This is a genomic window from Leeuwenhoekiella marinoflava DSM 3653, from assembly GCF_900129005.1.
GTDB lineage: Bacteria > Bacteroidota > Bacteroidia > Flavobacteriales > Flavobacteriaceae > Leeuwenhoekiella > Leeuwenhoekiella marinoflava.
In genome coordinates this window covers 58,340-73,359 of sequence record NZ_FQUN01000015.1, presented here as the reverse complement: position 1 = coordinate 73,359, position 15,020 = coordinate 58,340, and the positions used below count along the sequence as shown (strand labels likewise).

The window sequence follows — 15,020 nt, the reverse complement described above, 5'->3', positions numbered from 1 at the left end:
GCTATGCTTTTTCTACTTCACTTTCTAGTTTGAGCACTTTAGAACCATCTTCCTGCTCTATAACAAGTGCTTTATTCCCTTCTTCTCCTTTTCGGGTAATTTCGCTACCATCTACCGTACGGGTGATTTCTTTAGAAAAACTCTCTTTCACCTTCCCGGTTGCGGTACCGTTACCCCATTTCCACTTTACTCCACTTCCTTTTCGTATCATTTTTTTCTTAAAGTTAAATGACACCAGCTTTTTAAAACGAATTTCTAACAGAAGATTAACGCAACAAATGAACCAAAACAAAAATCAGGACGTTAGTGCGCCCATCGCCGGTATAAATATAGCAGATCTCGCACTTTACGCTCCCATTTCATTTCAGCTTCTAAATTTTGAGAATGCTCAGTTTCTATATCAAACTTGATTTGCATCGCTTTACGCGATCGTTCTATAGGTTTATAAATCGCATCTACTTCTTTTTGAGAATGTCTCGAAAATTTAAACCCGGCTATTGCTTTACGCAACATTCTAGCATGAACTTCTGAAATATCAAAATGCGTCTGTTCATGAGAGAGTGTATGCGTATCAATCAAATTAGGCTTATACCATGAAAGTTTTGGATAAAAATTTGCCTGAATAATTGATTTCTCTTTAACCAAAAATCCTTTACTGTTGATTGTATATCTATGACTAATTCCCGTATTAGCCATAGCTGAATAACTGGTCGACCGGTCTGGCCTTCCTATAAAATCTGACCATTGTAGCAGTTTGTTTGCCTCCCACGGAAAGCGATAAGATTTTTTCTGAACACTTGATAAAAAGAATACGCAGGCCAACAATGATAAAACGCGAATCATTAGGTTTTTTGCTTTTTCTTTTTAGCTGCGGGAAACAAAATATTATTCAAAATCAAACGGTAACCGGGACTGGTAGGATGCAATTTCAATTCTGTTTTAGGATCACCTACCAAATGCTGGTAATCTTCAGGATCGTGTCCGCCGTAAAACGTAAAAAAGCCTTTGCCTTTTACGCCGTGAATGTAACGCGCCTCTCCGTTTGATTTGTTTTTCCCTAAAACCAAAACTGTAGGTTTTAAAACTTCAGAATTATAAGCTGTAGTTTGCCCCATAAAGCCTTTTACCAACGCTGTGTGATTTTGACACAGCATCGCAGGCACTGGATCCCACTTGGCGGAAAAACTTTTTAAACTGAAATAATCTGCATCATTATTAACCCTTCTAAATGGTGTCGTATCTATATTGGAAAACTCATAACGCTGTGGGTTTTTCTCAAGATCAAAATTCTTAAAAGCAAACGTACTACTGAAATCTATTTTTGACTGATAATTAGCATCTGAAGCATCGCCGTCAAACATAGGCTCACAAATATCTACACCTGCTGCAGATAACGCAATATCAAAGCTATCAGTCGCGCTACACATCGCAAACATAAATCCACCACCTATCACATAATCACTAATTTTTGTCGCCACAGCAAGTTTCTCTTGCGATACTTTATCATAACCCAAATCTGTTGCCAGTGCTTCTGCATCTTTCTTTTCCTGAATATACCAGAGAGCGGCACGATAACGCCCGTAAAACTTACCGTACTGACCTGTGAAATCTTCATGATGTAAATGCAACCAATCGTATAAAACCAACTCATCAGCCAGAACTTCGCGATCGTAGATTTTTTCATAAGGAATCTCTGCATATTCTAGTACCATCGTCACCGCATCATCCCACGGCACCGAACCATCTGGAGTATAGACTGCTATTTTTGGAGCTTTCTCGAGTACAACCGCTTCCATATTTTGCGACGGACTCTCAATTTCTTTTAAAATACTTTCGGTTTTAGCGTCGCTTAAAACTTCAAAAGAAACACCACGTATCTGGCATTCTTTGCGTAAAGCTTCAGTATCTGGTAAGAGGAATGAACCCCCACGATAGTTAAGCAACCACTTTACGTTTTCATGCTTTGCAAGTGTCCAGTAGGTTATTCCGTATGCCTTTAAATGCTCTTTTTGACCGTCGGCATCCATAGGTATCAAAACATAGGATGCAAAAACTGAAGCGCTAAAAAAGCACAGGAAAACGGTTAATATAATTCGGAAAAAATAAGTGTGGCTTTTCAATCTCAAAAGGTATGTTTTTTTATCCTGTTCAATTTACAACGATTCAAAGATTATGCCTAGTATACCGTAAAATTAGATTCCATAAAAAAAGGAAGCTTTATCAACTTCCTTTTTCATTCAAAATATTTTTGTTGTTCAATTAAAACGGAACCTCATCATCTCCGCTACGATCAAAGCCACCGTCATTCATAGAGCTCCCAAATACCTGATCTGGAGTCGGGAAGGTATCTGGTGTAAACGTATCATCATTAGCTGCGGCATTCTGATTCATTGCAGATTCAAATTGATACGGCGTATTGAAATCATCCAAGTTGTCAAACTTACCTAAGTGCCCTAAGAACTTCAGTCGTATATTTTCTAAACCACCGTTACGGTGTTTTGCAATAATAAATTCTGCCTGACCATCTGTTGGGCTTCGTTCTTCATCATCCCATTCTTCAATTTTATAATATTCAGGTCGGTAAATAAACGATACAATATCTGCATCCTGCTCAATCGCACCAGATTCACGAAGGTCAGAAAGCAACGGTCTTTTACTACCTCCACGCGTTTCAACAGCACGTGATAACTGAGATAATGCAATTACCGGCACCATCAATTCTTTTGCCAAAGCTTTCAGGTTACGAGAAATCATCGAGATCTCCTGCTCCCGGTTTCCTCCTTTTTGACTACCTCCGGCAGTCATCAACTGCAAATAGTCAATAATAATCATTTTGATACCGTGCTGAGAAGCTAGTCGGCGTGCTTTCGCTCGCAAATCAAAGATGGAAAGCGACGGAGTATCATCAATAAACAAAGGTGCTTTTTCAAGGCCTTTAACCTTTACGTTTAGTTGCTCCCACTCGTGTTTCTCCAGTTTACCAGTACGTAATTTCTCTGAAGAAAGGCCGGTTTCTGAAGATATCAGGCGGGTAATTAACTGTACCGAAGCCATCTCCAAAGAGAAAAAAGCAACAGGAATACCTTGTCCCACAGCAATATTACGCGCCATAGAAAGTGTAAGAGCTGTTTTACCCATACCCGGACGTGCCGCAACAATAATCAAGTCACTAGCCTGCCAGCCTGAAGTCAACTTATCAAGACGGTCAAACCCGGAAGGAATACCAGATAGACCTTCTTTATTAGAAATCTCTTCAATCTTTTTTTTCGCCTGAATTACCAAACTCTGCGCTGTTTCAGAACTTCTCTTGATGTTTCCTTGGGTTACCTCATAAAGTTTACTTTCCGCGGTATCTAGTAAGTCGAAAACATCTGTAGTCTCATCATACGCTTCTTCGATGATTTCGTTAGAAATCTTAATCAAGCTACGCTGAATGTATTTCTGAAGAATAATGCGTGCATGATACTCAATATGCGCAGAAGAAGATACTTTTTGAGTCAATTGTATGAGGTAATAGTCCCCACCAGCCTGCTCGAGTTTACCCATTTGCTTCAATTGCTCAGAAACCGTTAATAAGTCAATAGGCTCCCCGTTTTCAAATAAAGCGCGTACAGCATCATAAATATGCTGATGTGCTTCTTTATAGAAAACTTCTGGGCTGAGAATATCTATAATTTCATCTACGCCTTTCTTATCAATCATCATCGCCCCTAGAACAACTTGCTCTAAATCAATAGCTTGAGGCGGTAATTTACCGCGCTCCAGAGAGATAACGTCTTTATTGGGTTTAATATAATTAGGTTTAGTCTTCAGGTTTTCCATGAGGGCGAATGTAAAAAATTTGTTAAGGCGGGTTCAACTTTTTAACGTAGCCGTTGTCCACCATAAGTTAACAAATAGCTTGTTGATAACTAAATAATCTTGTTAACAACCATAAAAAAATCCGAAGTGCAAAACTCCGGAATTTAGTCGCAAGTGATGTTTAAGTGTATTACCCTTTAAACACACCCATATTTGAATATTTATCCATGCGTTTTTCAACCAAATCTTTTGGTGATAAGTTTTTAAACTCATTATACGCTTTCAAAATCTCTTCTTTTATTGTAGAGAAGGTCGCTTCGCGATCGCTATGCGCACCTCCTAAAGGTTCTTTTACAATCTCATCAATAAGCTTTTGCTTCTTCATATCCTTTGCAGTAAGCTTTAAAGCAGCAGCAGCCTGCTCTTTAAATTCCCAGCTTCTCCACAAAATAGAAGAACAGGATTCTGGAGAAATAACAGAATACCATGTATTTTCTAACATCAGTACTTTATCGCCAACACCTATACCTAAAGCTCCACCACTAGCTCCTTCACCAATGATTACAACTGTAATAGGTACTTTAAGACGTGTCATCTCTAAAATATTACGAGCAATAGCTTCTCCTTGACCGCGTTCTTCTGCTTCAAGCCCAGGATAAGCTCCCGGAGTATCAATAAAACAAACCACAGGAATACCAAATTTCTCTGCACTTTTCATCAAACGAAGTGCTTTACGGTACCCTTCTGGATTTGCCATACCAAAATTACGGTACTGACGGGTCTTCGTATTATAGCCTTTTTGTTGACCAATAAGCATAAAACTCTGATCTCCTATTTTACCTAAACCACCTATCATCGCTTTGTCATCTTTAACATTGCGATCCCCGTGAAGCTCAAGAAAGGTATCTCCGCATAAAGCTTTGATATAATCTAAAGTATAAGGACGATTAGGATGACGCGAAAGCTGAACCCTTTGCCAAGGCGTTAGGTTTTTATAAATCTCTTTCTTAGTCTCTTTTAATTTCTTCTCGATCTGCTTACAAGTATTGGTGACATCTACATCACTCTCTTCTCCAATAAGTGAGCATTTCTGGAGCTGTTCTTCTAGCTCTTTAATAGGTTGTTCAAATTCTAAATATTCCATTAAGGGGAAATTTTTAGTTAGCTGACAAATATAAAGGTTTTAAAAAGCTTCTCCCAAACCCTTATCGGTTTTTAAACCGGTCAAAAAAACATTTTATTCTATAGTCTTTATTCCATTCAACACTCTGATTGCTTTGCGTTTACGCATATGTTTTAAAATCCCATTAAGAATTACCGTACACAAAATCAAGATTGCTCCCAAGTAAAAACCTGTATTCATCTGCTCAGCATCGCCTAAAATGAGAAATGCGAGGATGATTCCGTAAACAGGTTCCATATTTGTGGTAAGCATAATCGTGTATGGTGTGAGGTGTTTCATCACTTTTACCGAAGCAAAAAATGCATAGGCTGTACAGACTGTTGCCAACACAATCAAATACACCCAATCTAGTTGTTTTAGCTGAAAAAACGCTGCATCAAAACGTGCCGTTACCGCTAGAAAAAGAGTAATAAACAACGTTCCTGTAAAAAGTTCGTAAAACGAAATTACGATAGGGTTGTGTTTCTGCGCAAATTTACCATTGATTAATGTAAACACAGCTGAAAGTAAAGCTGAAATAAGCGCAACGATTATACCTTCAGTATAACGGGTTTCCACTTCAAAAATCAAATACAATCCGCATATGACCAGCAGGCCAAAAACAATCTGATACCAGATTACTTTCCGTTTATAAAAAATAGGCTCTAGAATACTAGTAAAAAAAGCTCCGGTACTCATCATCGCTAGCGTAATGGAAACATTTGAGATTTTTACAGCTCCAAAAAAAGTCAACCAATGCAACGCTATTAAGATTCCGGCAACAGTAAGTCCTAATTGTGTTTTTCGGTTAGCTTTTAGCGAAATGCCTTTATATTTTATATACAAAAACAACACTGCCGAAGCGATAAGCATACGATACCAGACCAGTTCGGTCGCGCCAATACTAATAAGTGCTCCTAAAACAGCCGTGAAACCCCATATAAAAACTATGAAGTGTAAATGCAGGTAACTCTTAAGATTATCGCTTCGCACGGTTGAGCAAGTAAATGGCTAAAATTCCAAATAATACATTAGGAAGCCACACAGCTACCATAGGAGAAAAGTCTGATTGTTCTGAAATTGTACCAAAAACCTTATCAAAAAAGATAAAAATAAATGCGAGCGAAATACCTAAGGCCAAGTTTATCCCCATCCCGCCACGACGTTTCATAGAAGAAACCGCTACTGCGATTATGGTTAAAATATAAGCACTTACCGGCAGACTGAAGCGCTTGTAAAGCACTACTTCATAACGGTTAATAGCAGATGAACCCCGTGCTCTTTCCTTTGCTATAAACTCTCGTAATCTTGGTGTTGTAAGCGTTTCAGCTATGTACTCTAATGGAGTTAAATCTTCTAAATCAAAAGAAAACAAGGTATCTAATTTAGGTTGAGAAATGAGAATATCACCTTCTTGACCGATGATACGTTTTTTATAACCGTTTAGACGATAAAGGGTATCTTCTGGTCTATAAACAATGCTACGAGCCTGAATCTTGTACTTCAAAGTATTGTTCTCAAAATGCTCCAACGTAAAATTTTGCCCCATTTTACTAGAAGGTGTAAACCTACTTACATAGATATAGTCATTATCATTTATCTGCCGGTAAACATTTCGGGTTTCTCGAGCTGCTTTTCCGTTCTTGAGATATTCGTAAGTAAACTCATTGAAACCTCTACTCGCATTAGGAGCTAAATACGTTCCTAAAATATAAGCTCCTACACAAACTATGGAAGCTCCTATTATATAAGGTCTTAAAAAACGATAGAAAGAAACCCCACTACTTAAAAAAGCAATAACCTCTGTATTGTTTGCCAATTTTGACGTAAACCAGATAACCGATAAAAATAGAAATAACGGAAAAAGCAGGTTAGCAAAATAGATTGTAAAATTGAGATAGTAAATAGCAACCTCCAAAAAAGGAACTTCGTTAGCCAGCATTTTATCTATCTTCTCTGCCAGATTTACGGTTATCCCAATAGGGATAAACAGCACAAGCATGGTAATAAAAGTCCCCAGATAACGCTTGAGTATATACCAGTCAAGAATTTTCATTTAAAGTCTTTTATCCATTTGTTTTACCATTTTTTCTTTCCATGTATAAAAATCACCAGCAATAATATGTTTACGCGCTTCACGCACTAACCACATATAAAAGCCCAAATTATGCAACGTACCTATCTGGCGACCTAAAGCTTCACTTACAGTAAATAAGTGACGCACATAAGCTTTAGAATATGCGGCATCAACCCAGGTCGTGCCGTCTGGATCTAGTGGTGAAAAATCATCTTCCCACTTCTTATTTTTAATATTTATGGTTCCGTGTTGGGTAAATAAGGTTCCATTACGACCATTACGGGTAGGCATCACACAATCAAACATATCTACACCTAACGCAATATTTTCTAATATATTGATAGGGGTTCCTACACCCATTAAATAACGCGGTTTTTCTTCAGGCAAAATTTCGGTGACAATTTCAGTCATTGCATACATTTCTTCAGCCGGCTCTCCAACTGAAAGTCCACCAATTGCGTTACCTACCGCTCCGGAGTTTGCGATATATTCTGCAGATTGTTTTCTAAGATCTTTATAAGTACTTCCCTGAACTATTGGAAAAAATGCCTGATCGTAACCGTATTTAACCGGTGTTTTCTCCAGATGATTGATGCATCTATCTAACCAGCGATGCGTCATATGCATCGATCTTTTTGCATAATTGTAATCACAAGGATACGGTGTACACTCATCAAAAGCCATAATGATATCTGCACCTATGCTCCGCTGAATCTCCATCACACGTTCTGGCGTAAACATATGAAATGAGCCATCTATATGTGATTTAAACTTTACACCTTCTTCTTTAATCTTTCGGTTAGCAGAAAGCGAATAAACCTGATAGCCTCCACTATCAGTAAGAATGTTTCGATCCCAATTCATAAACTTATGCAAGCCTCCTGCCTTTTCAAGAATCTCAGTTTGTGGCCTCAGATACAAATGATAGGTGTTACCTAAGATAATATCTGGACTTATGTCTTGTTCCAACTCCCGCTGATGCACCCCTTTTACCGTGGCAACTGTACCCACCGGCATAAAAATTGGGGTTTCAATGGTTCCGTGATCTGTAGTGATTGCTCCTGCACGTGCCTTGCTGGCAGCGTCTTTTGTAACAAGATTAAATTGCATAGTATAATTTAGAACGGCAAAGATAAAACTATTTAAGAGATAGTGTCTGACACAAAAACGCGATAATAAGTGCTTATTTTACACTTAAAACTCAAAACTTCTTAAATTTCCTTAAAAGCTTAGTAATATATGGGTTATTGATTGTAATACCTGCTTAAAATGGGTATTTTTGAATTTCAAATTTTAACTTAATCAAAATGCCAAACACAAAACAATTAGAAGATTTTGTCTCTCAGGTAAGAAGAGACATCGTAAGGCAAGTACACGGAGTAAGTTCTGGTCATCCTGGAGGCTCTTTAGGCTGTGCTGAATTTTTTGTAGCCTTATACCAAGAAGTAATGAAACGTAAAGAAGGTTTTGATATGGACGGAAAAGATGAAGATTTATTCTTCTTATCTAACGGTCACATTTCTCCGGTTTTTTACAGCGTTTTGGCTCGTTCTGGCTATTTTCCTGTTGAAGAATTAAACACATTTAGAAAAATAGATTCTCGTCTGCAAGGTCACCCAACAACTCACGAAGGCCTGCCGGGTATTCGTATTGCTTCGGGATCTTTAGGTCAGGGAATGAGTGTTGCACTTGGTGCTGCTCAAGCTAAAAAATTAAACGGCGATGACAACCTTGTATATTCTCTTCACGGTGACGGTGAATTACAAGAAGGTCAAAACTGGGAAGCTATTCTATATGCTGCCGGTAATAAAATTGACAACCTCATCTCTACAATAGATCTTAACGGTCAGCAGATTGATGGTAGTACAGACGATGTACTCAATATGGGTAGCGTACGCGCTAAGTTTGAAGCTTTTGGCTGGGATGTTTTAGATATTGAAAAAGGAAACGATATCGAAGCGATCATCACTGGTCTTAACGAAGCTAAATCCCGTACCGGAAAAGGGAAACCGGTTTGTATTTTATTACATACTATTATGGGATATGGCGTCGACTTTATGATGCAAGGCCATGCTTGGCACGGTAAAGCTCCTAATGATGAGCAACTGGAAAAAGCTCTTGCTCAAAACCCAGAGACTTTAGGCGACTATTAATTAGGGCGTATCTTTAAAACAATCTATTAATTTAAAAATCACCCCGATTTGTTTTAGTCTTTAGATTAAAATGGGGTCAGAAATATGAAAAAATTCACAAATTCAGGAAACATAGATACACGTTCTGGTTTTGGAGCAGGTATGGACGAACTGGGAGAAACTCATGAAAATGTAGTTGCTTTATGTGCCGACCTTACCGGATCTTTAAAATTGAACGATTTTGCTAAAAATCACCCGGAGCGCTTTTTTCAAACCGGTATTGCAGAAGCTAATATGATAGGTATGGCTGCCGGTATGACTATAGGCGGTAAAATACCTTATGCTACTTCTTTTGCTAACTTTGCTACAGGTCGCGTTTACGATCAAATACGTCAAAGTGTTGCTTATTCAAATAAAAATGTGAAAATCTGCGCATCTCATGCAGGTCTAACGCTTGGAGAAGATGGTGCAACTCACCAGATTTTAGAAGATCTAGGTTTGATGAAAATGTTACCGGGAATGACTGTGATCAATCCTTGTGACTTCAATCAGACAAAAGCAGCTACAAAAGCTATCGCAGACTTTGAAGGTCCTGTTTACCTACGTTTTGGTAGACCTAGCGTTCCTAATTTTACGGAAGCTGACGGAAAGTTTGAAATAGGAAAAGCATTGCATCTTGTTGAAGGTGCTGATGTTACTATTCTTGCTACCGGTCACTTAGTATGGCACGCCCTAGAAGCTGCTGAAGAATTAGAAGCAAAAGGAATTAGTGCTGAAGTAATAAACATTCACACAATTAAGCCACTTGATGATGAGGCTATTTTAAATTCTGTTAAGAAAACCCGTTGTGTAGTTACTTGTGAAGAACACAACTATTTAGGTGGTCTTGGCGAGAGTGTTTCTGGTCTTTTAGCTAAGAAAGATCCGGTTTATCAAGAGTTTGTTGCCACAAACGATACTTTTGGTGAGAGTGGTACTCCTGCTCAACTTATGGAAAAATACGGTCTAAATACTAAATCAATAGTTGAAGCCGTTAATAAGGTGCTAGCTAAGAAGTAAGCACTTTTATTGAATATTCCTAAAAATGTTTACTTCAATCAGCTAGAATTATTCTGATCTTTACCGATCAAATTTAATTTTAAACGCCCAGTTTCTGGGCTAAACTTAACTGATATGAAAAAAGCGTTTTTAGGAATTTTATTTTTAGTCGTGTCATATGCACACGCACAATCAGACCCAGGCTTTGGTATAAAAGCCGGTCTTAATTATGGAGGAACTGGAGATATTTCAGACTCCGCTTCAAGAGCTTACCAAGATCCTAGCAGCGATATAGGTTACCACGTTGGAGTTTTTGGCCGCACTGGCGAAAAGCTTTATTTAAGACCAGAATTAGTTTACACTAAACTCAATTCTACTTATGAAGATAATGACTTCAGCATGCAGAAATTAGACCTTCCTGTACTTGTAGGTTATGAAGTTATAGGCCCTCTTTCTATTTTTGCCGGTCCTGCATTTCAATATATTTTAGATACCAAATATGATGGCATCACACTAGGTGATGTTAAAAATGATTTTACGGTAGGTCTTAATATTGGTGCCGGTTTAGCTTTAGGTAAACTAGGAATTGATTTGCGCTATGAGCGTGGTTTTGGAGATAATGAAGCTGAATTTTTAGATTCTAACGGAATCATTACAGACGGAAGCCGAATAGACACAAGACCAGATCAATTGATTCTGAGTTTTTCTTTGAATCTATAGCATAGTATTTAAAAAACATAAAAAAAGGCTTGCTTTTAATTAAAAGCAAGCCTTTTTTTATGAAATCAAATGACTTTAGTTCACATCTGGATTCAAGTAATCCGGTATTGTATTACCGTTTGAGTAAATAGGAAACCATTTACCATCTTCATCAAAGCCTATTTCATCTCTTGTTGGAGTACCATCACCGTCGTCATCGGCATCTAAATAATCTGGAACACCATCGTCATCTGTATCGTCAGCAAGTTCATTCACATAGTTATTACCACTAATATCCTCTTGCCAGTTAGGTATTCCGTCATTATCATCATCTGTATCTTCAATAGCACGGTATAAATCAAAGGTAAAAACTAAATCTGAATACGAACTAAAACCATTACCTGAACTACTGAAATATGCTAAGCCACTAGGAATAAACACTGCTCCAATACCATAATCTGTTCCGAAATTATAAGTCCCGTCTGCATTTTGAGAAAATTCAGTCCCTGATTTCAATTCACTAACTCCGTTTGCAAAACCAAAAACTACTTGGCTTAAATCAAACCAAACAGGAGTAACAGAACCATCAAACTTATTCCCGCCTAAAACACTTCCTTGATAGTTTACTAATGTTGAATCTGCAAAAGTAGGTTGTATCCCGGCGCCTTCTTGAGCTTCTAAAATATACAGTTTATAATCTGTATCTTGATATGTATAATCTCTCGCAATCACTTGCTCTATTAGAGGTATTTTATCTGCGTTATCACCACTGATTGTATCAAAAACTATTTTATAATCAAAATCTGAAGGTTTATCAGCAAACTCTTCATAATTATAAAAATGAGTTTCAAGATAAGTCATTAGGTTAACTGAACTTTCTGCCTGAACCTCTCCCCGATCACGTATTTCAACTTCTGTTGTCCCATCATCATCTTTCTTACAAGAGACAATAATTAAAAGGCCCAGAGCAGCCACTAATACATTTCTTACCATAATCATCATATTGCTTTTAGGTCGCGCAAGATACAATTTTACGCTATTTTTGTATTGTTAAAAACGAGCTTTAAAGCAATAGATTATGCGTGTTGATAAATATTTGTGGTGTGTACGGTACTTTAAGACCCGTTCTATCGCTACAAATGCCTGTAAAAAAGGACAGGTAAAAATAAATGATGTTGCAGTAAAACCCTCAAGAGAAGTTTTTCCTTCAGATACCATACAGATAAGAAAAAACCAAGTCAACTATGTTATTGAGGTTTTAACCCAACCTCTTAGCCGGGTTGGCGCAAAACTAGTGGGATTGTATTATATAGATAGAACACCTGCAGAAAATCTTGAAAAACTAGATCTGCTTAAATATTCTAAAGACTATTACCGTAAAAAAGGAACCGGAAGGCCTACTAAAAAAGACCGCAGAGACTTGGATGACTTTCACGAAAACGACGACTTTTTTGAAGACTGATTTAAATAAGGAATATTGGGAGAACAGATACCAAAACAAAAAAACCGGTTGGAACATTGGTCATATCTCCACGCCTCTAAAAACTTATGTAGATCAGCTTACTGATAAAAGCCTGAATATCTTAATTCCCGGAGCTGGATTTGGCTACGAAGCTCAATATTTGATTAATGATGGGTTTAAAGATGTAACGGTTATCGATTTTTCTACATCTGCTTTAAACCGACTTCAAGAGTCTTTGCCTCAAATTCCTACTTCTCATTTTATCGAAGGAAACTTTTTTGACCATAACGGCAGTTACGATCTGATTATCGAACAAACTTTCTTTTGTGCCCTTCAGCCCGAATTGAGAGCGGATTATGCTAAAAAATGTTCCGAATTATTAAGTCTTAAAGGAAAACTGATGGGTTTGCTATTTGATTTTCCGTTAACTGAAGAAGGACCGCCGTTTGGAGGAAGTTTCAGGGAATATCAACAACTCTTTTCTGAATATTTCCGCATAAAAACTTTAGAACGCTGTTATAATTCAATAAAACCACGAGATGGCAAAGAACTCTTTTTTATCTTTGAAAAATCAATAACAACGACCCGATGAAAACTGCTGTGCAGACCATACTCAATCACGAGGATATTCAAAATAAAATACGCCGCATTGCGTATCAAATTTACGAGAGTAATGTAGACGAGCAGGAAATCATTCTTGCCGGTATTGCTCTAAATGGCTATGTAATCGCAGAGCGCCTTAAAGCGATTCTAGAAGAGGTATCTGACCTCAACTGTACACTTTGTAAAGTGACTATGAATAAAACGGCTCCACAAGGTACTGTTGAGACTTCATTAGAATCAAAAGAATATCAGGATAAATCTCTTGTATTGATTGATGATGTTTTGAATTCGGGAACCACACTCATTTATGGAGTTAAACATTTTCTTGATGTACCGCTAAAAAAGTTCAAAACTGCAGTATTAGTAAACAGAAATCATAAAAAGTATCCAGTTAAAGCTGATTTTAAAGGAATCTCTCTAAGCACTTCTTTACAGGAACGTGTTAAGGTTCGCTTTAAGCCCGGTAAAGACTCAGCAGTACTAGAATAGTTTTTCGCCGAGTTCGTTTACCAATTGCGGCACAGATTGCCCCTTGACCATTATTTTTATAGCTGCCTGATTGTAATAATAACTACGCTCAAATAAATGCTTGCGCACAAACTCTTCTAACTTTTCAGGTGTGTTTTGGTGTTTTAAGACAGGTCTATGATCCCGTTGCGACCACAAACGTCTCGTTAACTCATCTACAGGTACATTTATGTATACCGAAGTTCCTTCAGCAGCTTTTATACGCTCCATTGCGTTACCATAGCAAGGCGTACCTCCCCCAAGACTTATAATCGTATTATCAAAGCCTTCTAATAGCTCCTGAAGGTAATGAGCTTCTTGCTTTCTAAAATAGATTTCACCTTTTTCTTCAAATATTTCTGCTATACGTTTCCCTTCTTTTCCTTCTAGGTAATCATCAAAATCGATAAAGTCCATCTCTTTTTCACGAGCTAAAACCTTCCCTAGAGTAGATTTACCCGACCCCATATAGCCTATTAAATATATTTTCATTGTTAAATTTACTGATTTTCAGAATCCTATATCCGCTTCGTGATTTTTATTCAAATTTATCACAAAAAGACTTGTATAGATCAAAAAAATGGATGTATATTTGCACCCGCATTTGAGGAAAGACTTGGTAGCTCAGTTGGCAGAGCATCTCCCTTTTAAGGAGAGGGTCCTGGGTTCGAGCCCCAGCCAAGTCACAAAATATAAACCAGATCTCAACATCTGGTTTTTTTTTTAAGATTGTCTTGAATTGAACTAAATATTACCGACTTGGTAGCTCAGTTGGCAGAGCATCTCCCTTTTAAGGAGAGGGTCCTGGGTTCGAGCCCCAGCCAAGTCACAAATTCAAACAACAGCAACAGCTGGTTTTAATTTTAATGTATTTTTGAATTAAACAAACCCGGATGCTGAAATTGGTAGACAGGCACGGTTGAGGGCCGTGTGTACTTTGTACGTGTGGGTTCAAGTCCCATTCCGGGTACCACTAGAATTGAACAAACCCTGTAAGGCTCTTGCTTTACAGGGTTTTTCATTTTTTAGAGTAACAATATCTGAATTTATCTTGTCTATTTTGGATCAAGTCCAAAATCTGGGTTTTTACGATTTTAAGAATATAATTTAATCAATCGATATAAGAAGTATTCGGTATTCCTCACTCCTCTGAATTGTGATCCTCTAAAAGCCTTTACTTTGGCATTAAAGGATTCTGCTGAAGCGTTTGTACTTCTGTTTAAAAAATAGTTGAATACAGAGCGGTAATTCAAAGTAAGGATCAAAATTCACATCACTCCTCTCATACACCTCTAAAACCATTACAACATAAATGAGATCAGATTTGGAAAGTTTTTCACACATCTGGGATCTAGCTTGTAGGGCTTCAATGGGTAATTGCACCTTATCTAAGCTATTCGCATAATCCCAATAACTATACACATACTATTGACAAGATAGGAATGCTTATAGGTAACTCAAGAGTCAATCCGTGATCAAACCACACTCACCCACAGATTTTGTGGTAAAGTGTGGTAGGAGTGTGGGTTCACTGTGGTT

The 15,020-nt window shown here is 37.7% G+C and carries 17 protein-coding genes and 3 tRNA genes; 9 read left to right on the top strand and 11 right to left on the bottom strand.

The window, feature by feature from the left end:
• Window position 1: 1 nt before the first annotated feature.
• The 8 genes from BUB91_RS14190 to tgt all read right to left on the bottom strand — a co-directional run bounded on the left by BUB91_RS14190 (window position 2) and on the right by tgt (window position 8,150).
• The gene (locus BUB91_RS14190) at window positions 2–211 is read right to left on the bottom strand and encodes a hypervirulence associated TUDOR domain-containing protein (RefSeq protein WP_073099953.1); all 210 of its coding nucleotides are present in this window, start codon (window positions 209–211) and stop codon (window positions 2–4) included.
• Window positions 212–303: 92 nt separating this feature from the next.
• Window positions 304–843, bottom strand: coding sequence for a DUF922 domain-containing protein (locus tag BUB91_RS14185; RefSeq protein WP_073099952.1), 540 nt, complete (start codon window positions 841–843; stop codon window positions 304–306).
• Complete coding sequence (locus BUB91_RS14180; RefSeq protein ID WP_128759366.1) at window positions 843–2,093, bottom strand: asparagine synthetase B; 1,251 nt, start codon at window positions 2,091–2,093, stop codon at window positions 843–845. The genes BUB91_RS14185 and BUB91_RS14180 overlap by 1 nt, the downstream gene beginning before the upstream one ends.
• Window positions 2,094–2,259: 166 nt before the next feature.
• Window positions 2,260–3,822 carry a replicative DNA helicase gene (gene dnaB / locus BUB91_RS14175; protein WP_073099950.1) on the bottom strand — a complete coding sequence of 521 codons (1,563 nt, stop codon included), beginning with the start codon at window positions 3,820–3,822 and terminating at the stop codon, window positions 2,260–2,262.
• 169 nt (window positions 3,823–3,991) lie between these two features.
• Window positions 3,992–4,945 (bottom strand): acetyl-CoA carboxylase carboxyltransferase subunit alpha, encoded by a 954-nt coding sequence (locus BUB91_RS14170; protein WP_073099949.1) that lies wholly within the window; start codon window positions 4,943–4,945, stop codon window positions 3,992–3,994.
• 93 nt (window positions 4,946–5,038) lie between these two features.
• The gene (locus BUB91_RS14165; RefSeq protein WP_073099948.1) at window positions 5,039–5,956 is read right to left on the bottom strand and encodes a DMT family transporter; all 918 of its coding nucleotides are present in this window, start codon (window positions 5,954–5,956) and stop codon (window positions 5,039–5,041) included.
• Window positions 5,943–7,019: an LptF/LptG family permease gene (locus tag BUB91_RS14160; protein ID WP_073099947.1), complete on the bottom strand. Its 1,077-nt coding sequence runs from the start codon at window positions 7,017–7,019 to the stop codon at window positions 5,943–5,945. Before BUB91_RS14160 ends, BUB91_RS14165 begins: the two co-directional genes overlap by 14 nt.
• The gene (tgt, locus tag BUB91_RS14155) at window positions 7,020–8,150 is read right to left on the bottom strand and encodes a tRNA guanosine(34) transglycosylase Tgt (RefSeq protein ID WP_073099946.1); all 1,131 of its coding nucleotides are present in this window, start codon (window positions 8,148–8,150) and stop codon (window positions 7,020–7,022) included.
• Between the two features lie 197 nt (window positions 8,151–8,347).
• Here tgt and BUB91_RS14150 point away from each other — a divergent pair, with 197 nt between their 5' ends.
• The 3 genes from BUB91_RS14150 to BUB91_RS14140 all read left to right on the top strand — a co-directional run bounded on the left by BUB91_RS14150 (window position 8,348) and on the right by BUB91_RS14140 (window position 10,930).
• Window positions 8,348–9,193, top strand: a complete 846-nt coding sequence (locus BUB91_RS14150; RefSeq protein WP_073099945.1) for a transketolase — start codon at window positions 8,348–8,350, stop codon at window positions 9,191–9,193.
• 84 nt (window positions 9,194–9,277) lie between these two features.
• Entirely contained in the window at window positions 9,278–10,231 is a 954-nt protein-coding gene (locus BUB91_RS14145) for a transketolase family protein (protein ID WP_073099944.1), read from the top strand.
• A 114-nt stretch (window positions 10,232–10,345) separates the two neighbouring features.
• The gene (locus tag BUB91_RS14140) at window positions 10,346–10,930 is read left to right on the top strand and encodes a porin family protein (RefSeq protein WP_073099943.1); all 585 of its coding nucleotides are present in this window, start codon (window positions 10,346–10,348) and stop codon (window positions 10,928–10,930) included.
• A 75-nt stretch (window positions 10,931–11,005) separates the two neighbouring features.
• Here the strand turns inward: BUB91_RS14140 and BUB91_RS14135 are convergent, their stop codons facing one another.
• The gene (locus BUB91_RS14135; protein WP_241652620.1) at window positions 11,006–11,902 is read right to left on the bottom strand and encodes an FKBP-type peptidyl-prolyl cis-trans isomerase; all 897 of its coding nucleotides are present in this window, start codon (window positions 11,900–11,902) and stop codon (window positions 11,006–11,008) included.
• Window positions 11,903–11,987: 85 nt separating this feature from the next.
• Here BUB91_RS14135 and BUB91_RS14130 point away from each other — a divergent pair, with 85 nt between their 5' ends.
• From BUB91_RS14130 to BUB91_RS14120, 3 genes are read left to right on the top strand one after another with little or no spacing between them, the layout of a single operon-like run.
• Window positions 11,988–12,371 (top strand): RNA-binding S4 domain-containing protein, encoded by a 384-nt coding sequence (locus BUB91_RS14130; protein WP_073099941.1) that lies wholly within the window; start codon window positions 11,988–11,990, stop codon window positions 12,369–12,371.
• Complete coding sequence (locus tag BUB91_RS14125) at window positions 12,361–12,963, top strand: TPMT family class I SAM-dependent methyltransferase (protein ID WP_241652621.1); 603 nt, start codon at window positions 12,361–12,363, stop codon at window positions 12,961–12,963. The genes BUB91_RS14130 and BUB91_RS14125 overlap by 11 nt, the downstream gene beginning before the upstream one ends.
• The gene (locus BUB91_RS14120) at window positions 12,960–13,463 is read left to right on the top strand and encodes a phosphoribosyltransferase family protein (protein WP_073099939.1); all 504 of its coding nucleotides are present in this window, start codon (window positions 12,960–12,962) and stop codon (window positions 13,461–13,463) included. Before BUB91_RS14125 ends, BUB91_RS14120 begins: the two co-directional genes overlap by 4 nt.
• Here BUB91_RS14120 and BUB91_RS14115 read toward each other — a convergent pair.
• On the bottom strand, window positions 13,455–13,973 hold the full coding sequence (locus BUB91_RS14115) for a shikimate kinase (RefSeq protein WP_073099938.1): 519 nt from the start codon (window positions 13,971–13,973) through the stop codon (window positions 13,455–13,457). The two genes, BUB91_RS14120 and BUB91_RS14115, sit on opposite strands and share 9 nt — an antisense overlap.
• A gap of 121 nt (window positions 13,974–14,094) precedes the next feature.
• On the opposite strand from BUB91_RS14115, the gene BUB91_RS14110 reads away from it, so the two are divergent.
• The 3 genes from BUB91_RS14110 (at window position 14,095) to BUB91_RS14100 (ending at window position 14,454) form a co-directional block, all read left to right on the top strand.
• A tRNA-Lys gene (locus BUB91_RS14110) sits at window positions 14,095–14,167 on the top strand.
• A gap of 70 nt (window positions 14,168–14,237) precedes the next feature.
• Window positions 14,238–14,310 (top strand) — tRNA-Lys (locus tag BUB91_RS14105).
• Between the two features lie 58 nt (window positions 14,311–14,368).
• Window positions 14,369–14,454 (top strand) — tRNA-Leu (locus BUB91_RS14100).
• 121 nt (window positions 14,455–14,575) lie between these two features.
• Here BUB91_RS14100 and BUB91_RS14095 read toward each other — a convergent pair.
• Complete coding sequence (locus BUB91_RS14095; RefSeq protein WP_241652622.1) at window positions 14,576–14,734, bottom strand: transposase; 159 nt, start codon at window positions 14,732–14,734, stop codon at window positions 14,576–14,578.
• Between the last annotated feature and the right edge of the window lie 286 nt (window positions 14,735–15,020).